This window comes from Helicobacter pylori, from assembly GCF_006439795.1.
Taxonomy (GTDB): Bacteria; Campylobacterota; Campylobacteria; order Campylobacterales; family Helicobacteraceae; genus Helicobacter; species Helicobacter pylori_CR.
Window position 1 is genome coordinate 1 of the sequence record NZ_VEYL01000003.1, and the last position, 19,320, is coordinate 19,320.

The 19,320-nt window shown below is 36.5% G+C and carries 16 protein-coding genes, 1 tRNA gene and 2 pseudogenes; 15 read left to right on the forward strand and 4 right to left on the reverse strand.

Translation table 11 applies throughout. The features are described 5' to 3' along the window. Window positions 1-188 (reverse strand): annotated as a pseudogene (locus FIM66_RS01865) (hypothetical protein); the annotation flags it as partial. A 116-nt stretch (window positions 189-304) separates the two neighbouring features. On the opposite strand from FIM66_RS01865, the gene gltX reads away from it, so the two are divergent. Further along, on the forward strand, window positions 305-1,696 hold the full coding sequence (gene gltX / locus FIM66_RS01870; protein WP_140500516.1) for a glutamate--tRNA ligase: 1,392 nt from the start codon (window positions 305-307) through the stop codon (window positions 1,694-1,696). A 116-nt stretch (window positions 1,697-1,812) separates the two neighbouring features. On the opposite strand, the gene FIM66_RS01875 is transcribed toward gltX, so the two are convergent. The 3 genes from FIM66_RS01875 to modA are packed head-to-tail and all read right to left on the reverse strand — an operon-like array spanning window position 1,813 to window position 4,043. Next, window positions 1,813-2,610, reverse strand: coding sequence for an ATP-binding cassette domain-containing protein (locus FIM66_RS01875; RefSeq protein ID WP_140548869.1), 798 nt, complete (start codon window positions 2,608-2,610; stop codon window positions 1,813-1,815). Continuing rightward, a complete protein-coding gene (gene modB, locus FIM66_RS01880; RefSeq protein WP_039088371.1) occupies window positions 2,607-3,281 on the reverse strand; it encodes a molybdate ABC transporter permease subunit in 675 nt (224 codons plus the stop codon). The genes FIM66_RS01875 and modB overlap by 4 nt, the downstream gene beginning before the upstream one ends. Window positions 3,282-3,302: 21 nt before the next feature. Continuing rightward, a complete protein-coding gene (modA, locus tag FIM66_RS01885; RefSeq protein ID WP_140599872.1) occupies window positions 3,303-4,043 on the reverse strand; it encodes a molybdate ABC transporter substrate-binding protein in 741 nt (246 codons plus the stop codon). Window positions 4,044-4,061: 18 nt separating this feature from the next. On the opposite strand from modA, the pseudogene FIM66_RS08305 reads away from it, so the two are divergent. The 14 genes and pseudogenes from FIM66_RS08305 (at window position 4,062) to FIM66_RS01955 (ending at window position 19,242) form a co-directional block, all read left to right on the forward strand. Continuing rightward, window positions 4,062-4,222 (forward strand): annotated as a pseudogene (locus FIM66_RS08305) (orotate phosphoribosyltransferase). A gap of 43 nt (window positions 4,223-4,265) precedes the next feature. Continuing rightward, window positions 4,266-4,826: an outer membrane beta-barrel protein gene (locus tag FIM66_RS01895; RefSeq protein ID WP_140599873.1), complete on the forward strand. Its 561-nt coding sequence runs from the start codon at window positions 4,266-4,268 to the stop codon at window positions 4,824-4,826. Beyond that, window positions 4,810-5,010 carry a hypothetical protein gene (locus tag FIM66_RS08120; RefSeq protein ID WP_140548873.1) on the forward strand — a complete coding sequence of 67 codons (201 nt, stop codon included), beginning with the start codon at window positions 4,810-4,812 and terminating at the stop codon, window positions 5,008-5,010. Before FIM66_RS01895 ends, FIM66_RS08120 begins: the two co-directional genes overlap by 17 nt. Window positions 5,011-5,142: 132 nt before the next feature. Then, window positions 5,143-6,393, forward strand: a complete 1,251-nt coding sequence (locus tag FIM66_RS01905; protein WP_100975086.1) for a cation:proton antiporter — start codon at window positions 5,143-5,145, stop codon at window positions 6,391-6,393. Window positions 6,394-6,491: 98 nt separating this feature from the next. Beyond that, the gene (locus FIM66_RS01910) at window positions 6,492-8,228 is read left to right on the forward strand and encodes a M3 family oligoendopeptidase (RefSeq protein ID WP_140599874.1); all 1,737 of its coding nucleotides are present in this window, start codon (window positions 6,492-6,494) and stop codon (window positions 8,226-8,228) included. Then, window positions 8,213-8,701, forward strand: a complete 489-nt coding sequence (locus FIM66_RS01915) for a hypothetical protein (protein WP_140548877.1) — start codon at window positions 8,213-8,215, stop codon at window positions 8,699-8,701. Before FIM66_RS01910 ends, FIM66_RS01915 begins: the two co-directional genes overlap by 16 nt. 11 nt (window positions 8,702-8,712) lie before the next feature. After that, window positions 8,713-10,200 (forward strand): DUF5644 domain-containing protein, encoded by a 1,488-nt coding sequence (locus FIM66_RS01920; protein WP_140599875.1) that lies wholly within the window; start codon window positions 8,713-8,715, stop codon window positions 10,198-10,200. 1 nt (window position 10,201) lies between these two features. Then, window positions 10,202-10,516: a hypothetical protein gene (locus tag FIM66_RS01925; protein WP_001861281.1), complete on the forward strand. Its 315-nt coding sequence runs from the start codon at window positions 10,202-10,204 to the stop codon at window positions 10,514-10,516. A 9-nt stretch (window positions 10,517-10,525) separates the two neighbouring features. Further along, window positions 10,526-11,293 (forward strand): TerB family tellurite resistance protein, encoded by a 768-nt coding sequence (locus FIM66_RS01930; RefSeq protein ID WP_140489864.1) that lies wholly within the window; start codon window positions 10,526-10,528, stop codon window positions 11,291-11,293. A gap of 25 nt (window positions 11,294-11,318) precedes the next feature. Continuing rightward, window positions 11,319-13,214 carry a motility associated factor glycosyltransferase family protein gene (locus tag FIM66_RS01935; RefSeq protein WP_140548881.1) on the forward strand — a complete coding sequence of 632 codons (1,896 nt, stop codon included), beginning with the start codon at window positions 11,319-11,321 and terminating at the stop codon, window positions 13,212-13,214. Window positions 13,215-13,261: 47 nt separating this feature from the next. Beyond that, a complete protein-coding gene (locus tag FIM66_RS01940) occupies window positions 13,262-16,393 on the forward strand; it encodes a type I restriction endonuclease (RefSeq protein ID WP_140599876.1) in 3,132 nt (1,043 codons plus the stop codon). After that, the gene (locus tag FIM66_RS01945) at window positions 16,386-18,017 is read left to right on the forward strand and encodes an N-6 DNA methylase (RefSeq protein WP_140599877.1); all 1,632 of its coding nucleotides are present in this window, start codon (window positions 16,386-16,388) and stop codon (window positions 18,015-18,017) included. Before FIM66_RS01940 ends, FIM66_RS01945 begins: the two co-directional genes overlap by 8 nt. Further along, the gene (locus FIM66_RS01950) at window positions 18,010-19,107 is read left to right on the forward strand and encodes a restriction endonuclease subunit S (protein WP_140599878.1); all 1,098 of its coding nucleotides are present in this window, start codon (window positions 18,010-18,012) and stop codon (window positions 19,105-19,107) included. Before FIM66_RS01945 ends, FIM66_RS01950 begins: the two co-directional genes overlap by 8 nt. 57 nt (window positions 19,108-19,164) lie before the next feature. Further along, a tRNA-Pro gene (locus tag FIM66_RS01955) sits at window positions 19,165-19,242 on the forward strand. Window positions 19,243-19,320: the final 78 nt, after the last annotated feature.

The window sequence follows — 19,320 nt, forward strand, 5'->3', positions numbered from 1 at the left end:
TGATTTTGAGCGTTAGAAATCGTTTGGATGCGTTCTTGATTTAAAAAGGGGTTATTATGCTCAACGGCATGACTGATGGAATATTCAAACCCCACGCTCGCATACGCCCCATTTTCTTCAGCGATACCAAAAGATAAGAATAAAGATAGAGATAAAGATAAAGGAAATAAGGTTTTTTGAAATTGCATGGGTGATCCTGTTAAAAATAATCTCAATGATACACTAATTTTAATAGAAAAAAGTGAAACAATTTTTAAGCCATTTTTGAATACAATAAGAGCATTTTATTTTTAAGGTTAGAATAATGAGTTTGATCGTTACGCGCTTCGCTCCATCGCCCACTGGCTACCTCCACATAGGAGGCTTAAGGACAGCCATTTTTAATTATCTTTTTGCACGATCCAATCAAGGAAAGTTTTTTTTACGCATTGAAGACACGGATTTGAGTCGTAACTCCATAGAAGCGGCTAACGCCATTATAGAGGCTTTCAAATGGGTGGGGCTAGAATACGATGGCGAAATCCTCTACCAATCCAAACGCTTTGAAATTTATAAAGAATACATTCAAAAACTCTTAGACGAAGACAAAGCCTATTATTGTTACATGAGCAAAGATGAGTTGGACGCTTTGAGAGAAGAGCAAAAAGCTAGGAAAGAAACCCCACGCTATGACAATCGCTATCGTGATTTTAAAGGCACGCCCCCTAAAGGCATAGAGCCTGTCGTAAGGATTAAAGTCCCCCAAAATGAGGTGATTGTTTTTAATGATGGGGTTAAAGGCGAAGTGAGAGTGAACACTAACGAACTAGACGATTTCATTATCGCTAGGAGCGATGGGACGCCCACTTATAATTTTGTGGTTACTATTGATGACGCTTTAATGGGGATTACTGATGTGATTAGAGGCGATGATCACCTTTCTAACACCCCTAAACAGATCGTTCTCTATAAGGCTTTGAATTTTAAAATCCCTAATTTTTTCCATGTGCCGATGATTTTGAACGAAGAAGGGCAAAAATTAAGCAAACGCCATGGGGCTACTAATGTGATGGACTATCAAGAAAGGGGCTATCTTAAAGAAGCTTTAGTGAATTTTTTAGCGCGTTTGGGGTGGAGCTATCAAGATAAAGAGATTTTTAGCATGCAAGAATTATTGGAATGTTTTGACCCTAAAGATTTAAATTCTTCGCCCAGTTGCTTTAGCTGGCACAAGCTTAATTGGCTCAACGCTCATTATTTGAAAAACCAAAGCACGCAGGAATTGTTAAAACTTTTAAAGCCTTTTAGTTTTAGCGATCTCTCGCATTTAAACCCCGCTCAATTGGATCGCTTGTTGGACGCCCTCAAAGAAAGATCTCAAACCCTAAAAGAATTAGCCCTTAAAATAGATGAGGTTTTAATCGCTCCTGTGGAGTATGAAGAAAAGGTTTTTAAAAAACTCAATCAAGCGCTCGTCATGCCCTTGTTAGAAAAATTTAAACTGGCGTTAGATAAAGCTGATTTCAACGATGAAAGCGCTCTAGAAAACGCCATGCACCAAATCATTGAAGAAGAAAAGATTAAAGCGGGTAGCTTCATGCAGCCTTTAAGATTAGCCCTTTTGGGCAAGGGGGGCGGGATAGGCCTTAAAGAAACGCTTTTTATTTTAGGTAAAACAGAGAGCGTCAAAAGAATAGAGGCATTTTTGAAAAACTAAAAAATTGGCTCTGTTTTCATTGGATATTAATAATAAAAGGGCTTGATTTTAGCGGTTGTGATAAACAACTCCTTTTGAAAATAAGAGGGTTTTAAGAGAAAAATGAAAAAATATTTCTAAAATTTTTTGCCTTGATTGGAATCAAGCTTAAAAGTTGGGTTCAGACAATCTTTGGGCAAACTGATCGTTTGAGGAATGATCTCATAATGGCAATAATTTTCATCTTCAAAGAGAGATTTTATCAACAAGCGGTTTGAAAAAAGCCGATTTTCTTGATTAGGATCAATAACGCCATTGTTTAAAAAGAGGAAAGTTTGCGCGAGTTTGGTTATTTCATTGGGGTTATGGCTTACCAATAACACGCTTAAATTCTCACGCTTGATAAAATCAAGCAAACCTTGTTGCACTTCGTTTTTTAAGGCGTTATCTAGGGCGTTTAAAGGCTCATCTAAAAGCAATAAATTCTTGGCTGCGATTAAAGCTCTTGCTAAAGCGACTCGTTGGGCTTGTCCGCCAGAGAGTTTAGGAATTTTTTGCTGGCTTAGATTTTCTAAACGCATTAAGCGTAACACTCCATGAATTTTATTTTTATCTTTAGGGTGGGCAAAGGCGATGTTTTGATACACATTTAAATGAGGGAATAGGGCGTAATCTTGAAACACAAAGCCGATTTTTCGTTGTTGCGGTTTTAAAAAAATCTTTTTTTGAGTGTCTAGCCATACTGAATGATTGACTTCAATATAGCCGCTATCCACCGCTTCAAGCCCCGCTAAAATGCGTAAAATCGTGCTTTTACCCGCTCCCGATTCTCCTAATAAAGCGACAACTTCTGCTTCTTTAATTTCTAAGTCTATATTCAAATCAAACGCACCCCTAGATCCTAAAAGGTGTTTTTTAAACCGCGCTTTTATCATAAAAACGAGCTTTGTTTTTTATTCAAAAATAGGGTAACAAATAAGAGGCTAAAACTGATAAGCGTGAGCGTTAAGGCGTATTGATGGGCTTTAGGGTAATTAAGCGCTTCAGTTTCGTTAAAAATCGCAATGCTAGCCACTCTTGTTTCCCCTAATATATCACCCCCAAGCATCATCACCACGCCAAATTCGCCTATAGTGTGCGTAAAAGTGGTAATGATAGCCATCAACAGGCTTGGTTTGATGTTAGGGAGTAGGACAAAAAAAAGGGTGTAATATTCCCCTTTACCCAAGCTATAACTGGCTTCTTTTAAAGAAGTGGGCAAGGAAATTAACGCGCTTTTAATGGGGCTTACCATAAAGGGTAAGGAAAAAATCACACTCCCTAAAATAAGCCCTTGAAAACTAAAAACAAGTTTCACATTGAACACATCTTGTAAAAACGCTCCCAAAAAAGAAGAAGGCGAAAAAATTAAAAGGAGATAAAACCCTAGCACGCTTGGGGGTAAAACTAAAGGCATATACACAAGCGTTTCTGTTAAGCTCGTTAAAAGATTGCGCTTAAGGCTTAAAAAATAGCCCAAAAAAATCCCTATAGGGAGTAAAATAAGAGTGGTAATCAAGGCTAAAGAAAAGCTCAAACGCATGGTAATCAAAAACTCATGATCCATTGTTCGCCTTTTTTATGCGTTTCAATCCACAATATAGCCGTATTCTTTAAAGATAGCTCTAGCTTTAGGGCTGAATAAAAAATCTTTAAAAACTTTGGCTAAAGGGTTGTTAGCCCCATTTTTAGTGATGATCAAGGCTTGTTCAATAGGGTTATAAAGGGCTTTATCAATGATGAAATAAGAGAGGTTTTTATCTTTTTTATCAATCAAGGATAACGCTCCAAAGCCTATTTGAGCGTTTTTAGTAGCGACAAATTGATGGGCTTGAGAAATAGAAGCGCCATAAATGATTTTAGATTTAAGACTGGGAGTGAGTTTTAAATGATCTAAGACTTCCATACTGGCTTTTCCATAGGGGGCTAGTTTAGGATTAGCCATAGCGATATATTTAATTTTAGGGTCTTTAAGAATTTCTAAAGAATCCATTTTTAGATCTTCACTCCATAAAACCAACACGCCTTTAGCATAGACTTCTTCTTTAAAAGGGGTTATTTTTTCTTCATAAAGCTTTTTAGGTCTAATCATATCCGCTGAAATGAATAAATCAAAAGGGGCGTTTTGAGCGATTTGAGCGTAGAGCTTGCCTGAAGAATTAAAGCTAATCTTAACAGCGTCTTTGGGGTGTTCTTTTTGAAATTCTTTAACAAGGGCTTTTAAAGCACGTGTGAGATTAGCAGCAGCAGCGATTTTTAAATCCTGTGCCAACAGAGCGCTTGAAAAAAATACAATTAAAAAGGCAAACGCTTTGAAAGTATTTTTCATAGAACTCCCTTTGATTAAATGATTGAAGTTATTGATTATACCTATTTGTATCTTAAAAATTTGTATTTTAAAAGTTTGAGGTGGTTTTGTAGGTGTATCCCACTTATCCATGATTTAATCAACATTTTCACTCTAAAACCCTCATCTTTGATAAAAAATTAAATCTTTTAGAAAAATAACCGATTTTAGGGTGTAATTTTAATTCAACAAGAAGGATTTATTATGATTAAAAGAATTGCTTGTATTTTAAGCTTGAGTGCGAGTTTGGCGCTGGCTAGCGAAGTGAATGGGTTTTTCATGGGTGCGGGTTATCAGCAAGGTCGTTATGGCCCTTATAACAGCAATTACTCTGATTGGCACCATGGCAATGATCTTTATGGTTTGAATTTCAAATTAGGTTTTGTAGGCTTTGCCAATAAATGGTTTGGGGCTAGGGTGTATGGCTTTTTAGATTGGTTTAACACTTCAGGGACTGAACACACCAAAACCAATTTGCTCACCTATGGCGGCGGTGGCGATTTGATTGTCAATCTCATTCCTTTGGATAAATTCGCTCTGGGTCTCATCGGTGGCGTTCAATTAGCCGGAAACACTTGGATGTTCCCTTATGATGTCAATCAAACAAGATTCCAGTTCTTATGGAATTTAGGCGGAAGAATGCGCGTTGGGGATCGCAGTGCGTTTGAAGCGGGCGTGAAATTCCCTATGGTTAATCAGGGCAGCAAAGATGTAGGGCTTATCCGCTACTATTCTTGGTATGTGGATTATGTCTTTACTTTCTAATTTATTCTTTCATTCGCTCTTCTTCATCTTAAACCCTAGCCGACTCTTGAAAGGTTGGGGTTCAAAAATCTTTTTCATAAATAGAAAGTTTGCCTTAATGCAGTATAATCCTAGCGTTTTAATTTTTATTTTACTCAATAGGTGTTTGGTGTTGGCGTTTGAAAGCGGATTTAGTAAGATCTAAATAATAAATTGCTTATATATATTTTTGATAGATATTATTTTATTTAATAGTGTTATTTAACGGCTCAATTTAATAGAATAGTTTCGCTTTTATTTCTTTAAAACAAATTGATTCTACTAGGGAAAGGTTTTTATGGAAAACAGCACACTTTATATTGTTATTGCTGGCTTATGGCTTGCTGTAGGCTTTGGAATCTTTTTAAAGAAATTAGACATGCCGGTTATCATTGGCTACATTTGCACAGGAACGGTCTTAGCGGCTTTTTTTAAAATTAATGATTTTAATTTGTTGTCTGATATTGGTGAATTTGGTATCGTCTTTTTAATGTTTATGATAGGCATTGAGTTTAATTTTGACAAGCTCAAATCCATCAAACAAGAAGTGCTGGTTTTTGGGCTTTTACAAGTCATTTTGTGCGCTTTAATCGCTTTTTTAGTGGGGTATTTTGTTTTGGGTCTTTCACCCATTTTTTCCCTTGTTTTAGGCATGGGGCTTTCGCTCTCTTCAACCGCTATTGTGCTGAAATTCTTTGAAGATTCCAAACAGCTTAGCACGCCCATGGGAAAGAGCGCGGTGGGGATTTTGATTTTCCAAGATATTGCAGCCATTCCCATGCTTTTAATTTTGACAATTCTAGGCAGTAAAGATTCTAATGTTAATTTACTCATTCTTAAAACCTTTATTTCCGCAGGGATTATTTTAGTTCTTTTGTTATTGCCTGGAAAAAAAGGGGCTAATCTCATCTTAGAGCAAGCAAAAGACACGCGCTTGCCTGAAATTTTTATAGGCACGATTTTAGTGATTGTTTGCAGTGCAGCAGGGTTGAGCCATTTTTTTGGGTTTTCTATGTCTTTAGGGGCGTTCATTGTGGGCATGGCGATTTCTAAATCGCGCTATAAAATCAATGTCCAAGAAGAATTCGCGCAATTAAAAAACCTCTTCTTAGCCCTTTTTTTCATTACGATAGGGATGCAAATTAATGTGAGTTTCTTTATAGAGAAATTCTTTGTTGTCATCTTCTTACTCATTTTAGTGATGGGTTTTAAGACTGCTATCATTTATGCGCTTTTGCGTTTTTTTAGAGACGCTAAAACCGCCATAAAAACCGCTCTTTCTTTGGCGCAAATCGGGGAGTTTTCCTTTGTTATCTTTTTAAATTCAGGCTCGCACCAACTCTTTAATTTGCAAGAAAAAAAAGGGATTCTTGGTTTTTTGCACCAAAAAAATATCTTAAATATCGCTCAAAATGACATCCACCAACTCCTTATTCTGATGGTAGTCTTTTCCATGTTGGCAACCCCTTTTATTTTAAAATACCTAGAATCTATCGCTCAATTTATTTTGCACCAAAAGAGCCAAGAAAATGAGCCAGCTAAAAAATAATGGTGCAAAAAAACGCAAGCTATAAGCTTGCTTGTATTGTCAGTGTTATGTTAAAATACAAGCATTTTAACTTCAAATTGGTATAAAAAGGGGATTTCATGAAAGAACAAGAATGGGATTTAAGCGCTTTATTTGAAAATAAAGAAAGCGCAGAAGAATTTTTAAAAACCTTACAAACAGAAGTGCAAGAATTTGAGAACGCTTATCAAAATAACCTTAAGAATTTAGACGCTACAGGATTTGCCAACGCTCTTAAACGTTACGAAAATTTGTCAGAAAAGATTTCTAGAGCGATGACTTACGCTCAATTACTTTTTGCTAAGAACACCAAAGAAGCGAAGTTTTATTCGCAATGCGAAATGGCTTGCACAAATATCCAACAACACCTTTTATTCTTTGAAATTGAATTCAAGAATTTAGACGCCAAAAAACAGCTCGCTTTCATTAAAAAATGCAAAGACCATGCTTTTTATTTAAATAATCTCATAGAAAAGAAAAAGCACACCTTAAATTTAGATGAAGAAAAGATCGCTCTAGCCCTTTCACCTGTGGGAGTGGGCGCGTTTAGCCGTCTTTTTGATGAGCATTTTTCTTCTTTGAAAATCCCTTTTGAAGAGCAAAATTTAAGCGAGGAAGAAATTTTAGCTCTCTTGCACAACCCCAAACGCAAGATCCGTAAAAAATCTCAAAAAGCTTTCAGTAAAGCGTTAGAAAAATCCCGCCCTTTACTCACTTATATTTTAAACATGGTGCGTAAAGATTTACTCATTGAAACCAAGCTGAGAAAATACGATAAAAAAGAGAGTTTCCGCCACATTGACAACCAGATCTCCCAAGAGAGCGTGGATAGCATGATAGAGATTGTGAACGCTAATTTTTCTTTAGTGCATCGTTACTACCATCAAAAAGCGCAAATTTTAGGGCATAAACTCAAAGACTACGATCGCTACGCCCCTTTAAGCGATGAAAATACCACCATGACTTACTCTCAAGCTTTAGAAGAAGTGCTTAAAACCCTTAAAGCCTTTAGCCCTGAATTTCATAAAATCGCTTCTAAAGCGATCAAAGAAGGCTGGGTGGATTCACACCCCAAAGACTTTAAGCAAGGCGGGGCTTTTAGCCATGGCGGGGTGCCTAGCGCTCACCCTTATGTGCTGTTAAACTACACAGGGAATCGCCGAGACGCTTTCACTATCGCTCATGAATTTGGGCATATGATCCACCAAGAATTGTCCAAAAAACAAGGCGTATTGAACATGGATACGCCCTTAACCACCGCAGAAACCGCTTCTGTCTTTTCTGAAATGCTGTTTTTTGAGCATTTAAAAAAGGGTTTAAAATCTGATGAGCTCCTTTTCATGCTAGCAGGCAAACTAGAGGATATTTTTTCTACCCTTTTTAGGCAAGTGGTGATGACTAATTTTGAAAGAAGAATCCATGAAATAGATGAAGAATTAGACACCAAAGATTTTGATCAAATCTGGTTTGAAGAAAACCAAAGAATGTTTGAAAAGAGCGTGAAACTCACTAAAAACTACCATTTGTGGTGGAGCTATATCCCCCATTTTATCCATTCGCCTTTTTATTGCTACGCTTATAGTTACGGGCAGCTTTTGACTTTAGCACTTTATGGGCTTTATAAAAAAAGCGACGCTAAAGAATTTGTTAAAACTTACACGGAATTTTTGAGCTTAGGAGGGTCAAAAAGCCCTAAAGAATTAGTGTCCATGTTTGGCTTTGACATTGATAGCAAAGAATTTTGGGAAATTGGCATGCAAGAGGTGCGTCATTTGTTAGAAGAATTTGAAAGGTTGCTCGCATGCAAAGAGAATTAAGGCTTTTAAACAACAAACATTGCATTGAATATTTGCAATTTCTGTCCAAAAACCATTTGAGTTTCAACCTTTTGTGCGAAAGAGATGCGATTGATTTTTCCCCCAAGCTCCCTAAAGAAATTCATGAAAAATTCGGTTCGTTAGTGCTGTTTGTTTTAGCCGGATACACCCTAGAAAGCTTGATGGTTGATGCAAAAAGCGTACAGTTTGAAGCCGGGTTTGGCCCTAATAACATTGGCAGCGTGGTTCAAGTGGAACTTCCTGGCATCATTCAAATCCTTATCAAAGAAAACAATGAAAACATCGTTTTATTCAATCGTTGCGATTCGCTTGAATTGTTTCAAAAAGAAGAGCCAACCACGCAAGAGCCAAAAAAAGACGAGCGGGAGTCTAAAGAATGGCTGGATTCTAAAGAGGCTCTTTTTTCCAATTCCAAAAACCGCGCGATTTTAGAAAATCTGCACAAAAGCTAAAGGACTGATTGATGAGCGTTTTGAAATTGCATGTAAAAGTCTTTCGTTTTGAAACCAACAAAGATTACAACCCTGCTTATGAGTCTTATTTTTTAGAATACCAAGAAGATCAATACCTTTTGGATCTTTTAAAACAACTCAAAGGCGTGAGCTATAATGAAAATATCGCACTTAAAATCAACCAAATTGCGGTGTTTGAAGACGCTAAAGTGAGCGATTTGGTAGCGTTTTTTTCTAAAGAGTGGGTGCTAGATCCCCTATCCAAACGATACGCTTTAAAAGACTTAATGATTGATGAAAAGGCGGTTTTAAAAAACTATGAAGATTTTTTCAAACAAATCCCCTACATCACTAAAGGCGAAAAAGAAGAATTAGAAAAGTTTATCCAAATCAATTTTATCAACCCCCAAACAAACCCTAAATATCTGGGCGATGGCTTTTTTTTGTATGTTAAATGGCTGATGAAGCGCTACCCTATGGAGCGGAACCGGTTATTAGAGATGATTTCTCAGCCTGAAAGCGGCGTGATGAATTTTTTAAGCGTGGCGCATTACCTCTATAAAAACGATGACAACATTGACCATGAAATCTATGAATTGCAAGAAATCCTAACCAATTCCAAAATCAAGCCATGGAAAGATTTTTCTAAAAACCTTTTAAGCCTTTTTCAATACAACTCTAACCCCCCTAAAACGCCTAACCCCCCTAAAACTTGCGCGCTCTTTAACGCTTATGCGAAGCATTTAAACGCGCAATCGCTTCTAAAAAGCGCTAAGCTCTATTTAGAAAAAATGGGGCAAAAAATCATTGATCTGCCTTTTTGTTATGATGGAGGCTATTATGGGAAGATTATAAGCACGCATGATTTCCTCACGGCTTCTGCGTATAATCTGGCTCTAGCTAAAGCCAATGGCGTTTCGCTCATTTTTTGCGAAGAAGATTCGTATTTGAATATCTTGCATGCTAAAGAAGTTTTAGACAACAACCCTGAAATCATCAACTCCGTCAATGAAAAATTGAAAAAATACCAGCTTGTTTATGAAAAAGGCGTTGAAGTCGTCTATCTTAATGAATGGGTTAATGAATTTTTAGCATGGGAATTGAAAAGCCCTTTTGATGCGTTTTTAGGGGCTGAATTTTCTCGCATCAAACGAAGCGATCATTTTTTCAATAAAATCCATTTAAAAGCCCCCCATTTTTTAGAATCTTTTCAAAATTACGCCCCCCTTTTGGAAGTCAATGAAGTAAGCGGCTTACTCCAGTGCGCGCATTTACGCTATTTGGGGATTGATTTGGGGGCGGATTTTTTAATCGTGCATTCTTTAGGGCTTTTTCACGCTTTTGAAAATTTAAGCTTAAAAGCTTCAAAGATTTATAAAAGAGATAATGACAACACCCCCACTTTATTTTTACCTCAAATCGCGCTAATGGCTATGGGGGAAAAAAACACGCAAGCTTTAGGGCTTGATGCGCATTATCATAAGGTTACTTTCATTTAAGATGAACGCTTTTTTAAAACTCGCACTCGCTTCTTTGATGGGAGGGCTTTGGTATGCTTTCAATGGCGAAGGCTCTGAAATTGTCGCTATAGGGATTTTTGTGTTGATTTTGTTTGTTTTTTTCATCCGCCCTGTGAGTTTCCAAGACCCAGAAAAACGAGAAGAATACATAGAACGGCTTAAAAAAAATCATGAGAGGAAAATGATCTTACAAGACAAACAAAAAGAAGAGCAAATGCGCCTCTATCAAGCCAAAAAAGAGCGAGAGAGCAGGCAAAAACAAGACCTTAAAGAACAAATGAAAAAATACTCATAAAGGAAAAAAATGGAAATCATTTTATTAATTGTTGCGGCGGTTGTGTTGTTTTATTTTTACAACACTCTCAAAGAATATTTGAAAAACCCCCTAAACCCTAAAACCAAAACCGAAGAATACGACTTGAAAAATGACCCCTATTTGTTGGTGCAATCTAGCCCCCTAGACAAATTCAAGCAAACCCAAACGGGTGCGTATATGCGTCTTTTAAAATTTTTAGACATTCAAAAAAACGCTTTGGATAACGCTTTAAGGACGCTTTTTATCCATGAATTAGAGCAGCCCTTAAGCAGCGAACAGCAAAATTTAGCCAAAGAGCTTCTCAATGAGCCTGTGGATCAAAAAGAAAATTTTGAATCCTTATGCCAAGAAATCGCTGAGCACACGCATGGGGAATACACCAAACGCCTAAAATTAGTGGAATTTCTTATGTTATTAGCCTATGCTGATGGGATACTAGATAGCAAAGAAAAAGAATTGTTTTTAGATGTGGGGGCGTTTTTGCAGATAGACAATCAGGATTTTAACGAGCTTTATGATAATTTTGAACGCTTCAATTCCATAGAAATCCCTATGTCTTTAGAAGAAGCAAAAAATCTTTTTGAAATCCAAACCAATATAACCAAGCAAGATTTAGAGGAAAAAGCCCTAAATTTAAGCGCCCCCTACTACCACAAAATGAATGACAACAAGTGCTACAGCGAACAAGATTTTATCTCGTTGAAAAAGATCGCCCTCGCTTCCCAACTCTTAGAAAATGATTTAAAAGACTCCTAGGGGGTCTTATGAAAAAGGCTGTTGAATGCCCTTTTTAAAAGCCCTAGAATCTTTTGATGCACCCTTTTTAGAAAAAGAAATTTTAAAGCGTTTTAGGGATAATTTAGTTTTTTTCAAATCTTACAATCCCCATCTTTTTAACGCTCTCAATACGCCTTTTAAAAATTACCAATTGCTTTTTGAAAAAAACCACTTCAATCTCTTACACACGCCCACAAACGCTTTAAGCTACCCTAAAAATCAAATGGTAGAAATCGCTTTTAACATGGCTTCTAACCCCCTGAATAATCCCAGATGGTCATTAGACAATAACCACCTCTCTTTAAATTATTTAAAAACTCAAAACAACCCCAAACTCCCCCTAACCCTTAAAGCCACGCATGCGATCTCAAACTTTTTAGATGATTATCAAACGCCTTGCTCTTTAAAAAAATTCTTACCCCCTACCATGATTTATGGCGTCTTAGATGGCTTGTTTTTGGCTATTTTACAGGCTCAAAATTACCGCTTCCATTCGCTTTATTTGTTTGAAGAAAATTTAGATTTGTTTAAAATCAGCTGTTATTTTGTGCGTTATGAAGATTTGATCATAAAAGGGGCTAAACTCTTTATTCAAGGGTTTTTTAACCCCAATGAATTAAAAATGGATTTTTTGAAACGCCCTATCACGCATTCTTTTTTAAAGCTAGAAATCATGCCCTATAAAAGCGCTTTTAATTCACGCATGAAAGAAAACATTCAAAGCTATTACAAACAAGCCTTAAGGGGTTGGGGGAGTTTTGAAGATGAATTGCTAGGATTAAAAAACACGCTTAAAAACTTACCCCTATATCCAACCCTAAAAACCAAACCTAAAAAGATTAACGCCCCCATTTGCGTGGTGGGTAATGGGCCAAGCCTGGATTTATTGTTGGATTTTTTAAAAGAAAATGAAGATCATTTCATCATTTTTTCATGCGGAACCGCTTTAAAGCCTTTAAAAACGCATGGCATCAAAGTGGATTTTCAAATAGAAGTGGAGCGCATAGATTATCTTAAAGAGGTTTTAGAAAAAGCCCCCCTAGAAGACACCCCCTTAATAGGGGCTAACATGCTCAATCCTAACGCTTTTAATGTGGCTAAAGAAGCGTTAATATTTATGCGTGGGGGGAGCGCTTGCGCGTATATAAGCCCTTTAAGCATAGAATACGCAGCGCCTTTTGTGGGCAATGCCGGGGTGGCTTTAGCGAGTTTGATGAGCGATGAAATTTATCTGTGCGCTTTAGATTGCGCTTATATCAAAGGGTTTAAAAAGCACGCTCAAAATTCCTATTATGAAAACGAAAAAGAAATTGACCCTTCGTCTTTAATCAGCGTAGAGAGTAATTTTAAAGATTATAAAACTTTTAGTGACTCGCTTTTTTTGCTCTCTAAAGAAAGGGTTGAAGAAGCCCTTAATTATTACCAGCCTAAAAAAGTCTATAATTTAAGTTATGGGGCTAAAATCAAGCATGCCGTTAGCCTCAACCATTCTCAAGTAAAATTGAAACCTTCCAACAAACAAGAAGCTATCGCTCGCATTAAAAGCATGTTTAGCCCTAAAAGTCATCATGCTAAGGATTTAAAAAATTTACAAAAAAATCTTATTAGTTTTAAAGAGGATTTTTTCACGCATTTAAACACGCCTTGCAAAACCAAGCAAGAAATATTTGAATGGGTGGATAGCTTGAATGGATTTTGCCAAACAACAAGCACTAAAACCCCCACTATAGGCATTTTATTTGAAGGGAGTATCGCTCATATCTTACAAAGCGTATTAGTCGTTTCATTGCATCTTAACGAAAATGAGCTTGCACATTTTACCAACCACTCTCAAAACGCCTTAAAACAATTCCTTAAAAAAGCTTGTTTATTATTACAAACACAACTCAAACAACCATGATTTTTATTTTTACATTATAATAACAATCCTAGATTAAAGGGGTGTTCATGCCATACAATGAAATCACAAGGGTTCAAGTCCCTGCCTTAATGCATTTAGCCAAGTTGGGCTATGATTTTATTCCTACTAATTCTAAGCCTAACCTAGACACGGCCACTAATATTTTAACAGATAGTTTCACTCAAGCGTTTAAGCGATTAAACCCTACTAAAAACGCAAAAGATTCGCTTGCTGAAATGAAAAAACGCTTGAATTACGATGATTTGGGCAAAAGCTTTTATGAATACTTGCTCAAAAGCGAGCATCAAATCATAGACTTTGATAACCCTAACAACAATCTTTATGAAATGATGACCGAATTACCCTATAAATCCTTTAGGCCCGACATCACCCTTTTTATCAATGGCTTGCCTTTGGTGAATATAGAAGTCAAACAGCCTTTAGCCGGACAAGGCATTAAAGAAGAAAGAGATCGCCATATCCAACGCTATGAAAACCCTGAAAACAAAGTTTTTTATAACCTTGCGCAAATCTGGCTCTTTAGCGATAACTTGCCCTATGATGAAAAAAACCCCGATCAAGGCGTCTTTTATAGTGCTTCTTATTCGCCTATTTTCCAACGCTTTGTTGAAGCTAATAGGCTAGATATTACCCCTCCCCCCCCCGAAAATGAACAAAGTCATCAAAACCATCAAAAACATAGATCGCTTGAAGAAATTCAAAAACGCATCTTAAACGAATTCAACCTTAAAAACACCGACTATCCAAAAAGCCCTGAAGAAACCCCCACAAACCCCTTTTTAACTTCGTTTTGCTCTCACAAAAGGCTTTGCTTTATCCTAAAATACGGCATCAGTTTCTTAAAAGAAAAATCAGAGTTTAAAAAACACATTTGGCGTTACGCGCAGATGTTTGCGAGCTTGAACGTTTTAAAAGAATTGCAAAAGCATTATGAAACGAACCCAAAAGATCCCCTAAAAGGCATCATCTGGCACACGCAAGGCAGCGGTAAAACCGCCTTAACCTACCATTTAACCAAACTCATAAAAGACTTTTTTAGCCCGCTAGGGAAAAAGACTAAATTTTATTTTATTGTGGACAGACTGGATTTATTAGAACAGTCCAAAAACGAGTTTTTAAAAAGAGGCCTTTGTGTGCATGAGGCAGAAAATAAAGAGGATTTGAGCCAAAAATTAAAAAACTCTAGCGTGTTTGAAGGCCTTCAAGGGAATGATGAAATCATCGTTGTGAATATCCAAAAATTCAAAGCCCCCAATGAAGAAAAAGCCCCCAATGAAAACCCCTCTAATAGCGCTCCTGAAGAAATCATTTCTAAAAGAGAATTACAAGAATCCATTCAAAACAGCCGCGATTTACAAAGGGTGTTTATCATAGATGAAGCCCACAGGAGCTATGACCCTAAAGGTTGCTTTTACGCCAATTTGATAGAATGCGACAAAAATGCGATTAAAATCGCTCTCACAGGCACGCCCCTGTTAGAAGACAACGCACAAGATAAAGCCACTAAAAAAACTTTTGGCAACTACTTTCACACCTATTCTTATGCAGAATCCATTAAAGACAGACACACCCTAAAACTCTTTTTAGAAACCATTGAAAAGAGCTACAAAGAAGAACTGCAAGAAATCTATCGCCCTTTACAAGAAAGCATCACTATTGAAGACATAGAGGTTAAAAAAGAAATGATCTTTAATGATGAGAAATACATTAAAGCCATGCTCTCTTATATCATTAGAGATTTATTGGATTTCAGGCGTTCGAATGGCAATGATAAACATTTAAAGGCTATGGTGGTTTGTTTTTCAAGCCAGCAAGCCAGATTAGCCAATTTGCTTTTTAATGAAGTCCAAGAAAAAATCTTACAAGAAAACCCTAACCTGCAAATTTTAAACAAACTCAAATCCAGCCTGATTTTGCATGACGAACAAGAAGTTAAAGAAAAGATTTATTCTTTCAAACATGAAGATACGGATATAGCCTTTGTGTTTAACATGCTTTTAACCGGCTTTGATTTACCCAATCTCAAGCGCCTTTATATCCACAGAGAGTTAAAAGATCACAATTTACTCCAAGCCCTAGCCAGAGTGAATCGCCCCTATAACAACATGTCTTTTGGCTACCTTATAGATTTTGTAGGGATTGAAGAAAATTTTGACAAAACGACTGATGATTATTTGAAAGAATTAAACCGATTCAATCAAAGCGATGCCAACAGCGATTTTAATATCAAAGACATTTTTGCGGATCGTGAGGTTTTAGAAAAAGACATTAAAAACGCCTATAATGATCTTTTTGATTACCCCATTGACAATATAGAGGGCATGACTAGCGCCATTGTCAATATGAGCGGAATTAACGAGTTACAAAAAGTCTCACACGCTATTAAAACGCTCAAAGAGCGCTACAATTTAATCCGCACTTCTATTGATGAAACAATCCTTTCACTAAAAGAAAAAATTGATATTGAAAAGATCAATAAAATCTCTTTCATGCTCAGCCAAAAAGCCAAACAACTCCATGCATTAAAAAATATCAATGAGCCTAAAAACCCCAACGATTTAATCATTTTAGAAGACCTCATCGCTCTTTTAGACTTTAAAATAGCGTTTAAAGAACGCAAAGAATTACACTTTAAAGAAAGCGAAGAAATTAGCGCCAAACAAAAGCAAGTTAAAGAGATTTTAGAAAAAATCCCGGATCAAAAAGATAAAGAAATCCAAAAGATTTATAAAGAACTTTCAAAACTGCTCCAAACGCCCGCAACAAGCCAGAATTTTGATGGGATTTCTCATTCTTATAGCGCGATCATTTCACAACTCAAACAACACAACCAACAAACCACCCACTTATTAAATAAATACGATAATAATTTAGCTTATGCGATCACGCATAAGCGCCTTATGGAAGAAAACATTTCTGACCCAGTGGGAATTTTCACGCTTTTAAGCGTGTTAAAAAGCGCTATTGATGATCGTATTTCTAAGCGTCAAGAAATCTTAAACGAAGAAGATTACCTAAAAAATGCCATAAAACTAGAATTAAGGAACGCTTTCAAAGAAAACCCCTCCTTAAAAGATTTAGAAAAAGAAAAAGAATTTATCATTCAAACCCTTTTTAACGAGCTGCAAAACCACCATCAAGGAAATTTGAATGCCTAATAACGCTTTATTACAAATCAAACAAGACACCCTAAGCCTCATTGATGAGTTAAAAGCCACTTGCGCGAGTTTTGGTTTAGGGAACGACGGCAACGAATACAAAATCATCACGCAATGCTTTTTGTATAAATTCTTATGCGATAAGTTTGAATTCCTTTTTGAACAAGAATTTCCTAACCAAACAATACAAGATTACAAAGACTTTAACGAAGAAGAGAAAGAAAATTTTTTTATTACCTTAATAGATAAAAGACTCCCCAAACTCGCCTATGATGATCTTTTAAGCTATCTTTTTGAAAAACATTTTAACGATAACGATTTACACCTAAAGCTAGATATTATTTTTAATCGTATTTCTAGCAATAATGCCGAGCTTTTCAACACCACAAGCACGGATAAAACCACTATCGCTTTATTTGAAAGCGTCTCACAATACATTAATGAAGAGTCTAAAAGGGCTAATTTTACAAGAGTTTTATTAGACAAACTCAAAAATTTTAATTTCAAACAAGCTTTTTTAAACTTACAAAACCAACAAGGCTATGATTTTTTCGCCCCCATTTTTGAATACTTACTCAAAGATTACAATAAAGCCGGCGGAGAGACATACGCCGAATACTATACCCCTTTAAGCATCGCTAGCATCATGGCTAAGCTTTTGATTAATGAGAAAACTCAAAGCGTCAAAATCTATGACCCAAGCGCTGGCACAGGAACGCTTTTAATGGCATTAGCCCACCAAATAGGCACCACTTCTTGCACCCTTTATGCCCAAGACATTTCGCAAAAATCCTTAAGAATGCTCAAACTCAACCTCATTTTAAACGACTTGACCCACTCTTTAAGATACGCCATTGAGGGAAACACCTTGACTAACCCCTACCATTCTAAAGAATTTAAGGGGAAAATGGATTACATCGTGAGCAACCCCCCTTTCAAGCTGGATTTTTCCAACGAGCATGCCGAGATTTCGCAAAACAAAAACGATTTTTTCTTAGGCGTGCCTAATATCCCTAAAAACGATAAAAGCAAAATGCCCATTTACACGCTCTTTTTCCAGCATTGCTTGAACATGCTTAATAATAAGGGTAAGGGGGCTATAGTCGTGCCAACCGGATTCATCAGCGCTAAAAGCGGGGTAGAAAATAAGATTGTTAGGCATTTAGTAGATGAAAGGCTCGTTTATGGGGTGGTTTGCATGCCCAGTCAAGTTTTTGCCAACACCGGCACTAACGTGAGCATCATCTTTTTTCAAAAAACGCCAAGCGCAAAGGAAGTGGTTTTGATTGACGCTTCCAAACTCGGTGAAGAATACACCGAAAACAAAAACAAAAAAACGCGCTTAAGAACAAGCGATATTGATTTGATTTTAGAAACTTTTCAAAATAAAACCCCAAAAGCGGATTTTTGCGCTCTGGTTTCTTTTGATGAAATTAGAGAAAAAAATTATTCTCTAAACCCCGGGCAGTATTTCATTATAGAAGACACAAGCGAGAAAATCAGCCAAGCAGAGTTTGAAAATTTAATGCAACAATATTCAAGCGAATTGACAAGCCTTTTTGATGAAAGCCAGAGCTTGCAACAAGAAATTTTAGAAACTTTAAAAGGGGTTAGGTTTGAGTGAGTGGCAAACATTTTGTTTAAAAGATTTAGGAAAAATAGTCGGTGGCACTACCCCATCTACCAATAACCCCAAAAACTACGGCAATAAAATTGCTTGGATTACCCCTAAAGATTTATCCACTTTACAAGGGCGTTACATTAAAAAAGGCAGCCGCAGCATTTCACGCTTAGGATTTAAGTCATGCTCTTGTGTGTTACTCCCAAAACATGCCATTTTATTTTCTTCAAGAGCTCCCATAGGTTATGTGGCTATTGCCAAAAAAAGGTTATGCACCAATCAAGGTTTTAAAAGCATTATCCCTAACAAAAAAATTTATTTTGAATTTTTATACTACTTACTCAAATACCATAAGGATAATATCTCTAACATAGGGGGCGGAACTACTTTTAAAGAAGTTTCAGGGGCTACTTTAGGTCTATTCAAAGTTAAGATACCCCCTATTTATTGCGAACAACAAAAAATAGCCCGCACGCTTTCTGTTTTAGATCAAAAAATAGAGAACAACCACAAAATCAACGAGCTTTTACACACGCTCGCTTATAAAATCTATGAATATTATTTCAAATACAAACCTAAAAATGCAAAGCTAGAACAAATTATTATTGAAAATCCTAAATCTAATATTATGGTTAAAAACGCCCAAAAAACCCAAGATAAATACCCCTTTTTTACAAGCGGAGATAATATCCTATCCTATCCTAAAGCGATCATTGATGGCAGAAATTGCTTTTTAAACACTGGAGGTAATGCGGGTATTAAATTTTATGTAGGCAAAGCTTCTTATTCAACGGATACTTGGTGTATTTGTGCTAACGAATTTAGCGACTATTTATATTTACTGCTCTCAAGTATAAAAAACCATATCAATCAAAGCTTTTTTCAAGGAACTAGCCTTAAACACTTACAAAAAAATTTACTTAAAAAATATCCTATTTACATGCCGTCCGCACATGAAATTAAAAAATTTAATCAAATTATAATACCTCTACTCACGCTTATATCCATTAACACAAGAACTTCTAAAAAATTAGAACAAATCAGGGACTTCCTACTCCCCCTACTCCTAAAACAACAAGTCAAACCAAAATAAAAACCAAAAATAAGCAATAACTAAGCAAACTTATATTAAAATACCCCTTTTTGATTGCGGAGTATGGCGCAGCCTGATTAGCGCGCACCCTTGGGGTGGGTGAGGTCGTGGGTTTGAATCCCGCTACTCCGACCATGACTTTTTAAAAAAGCTTCAATTTTTATCATTTCATTATATAATCACACCATATAATCACACCAAACAAACTGATTT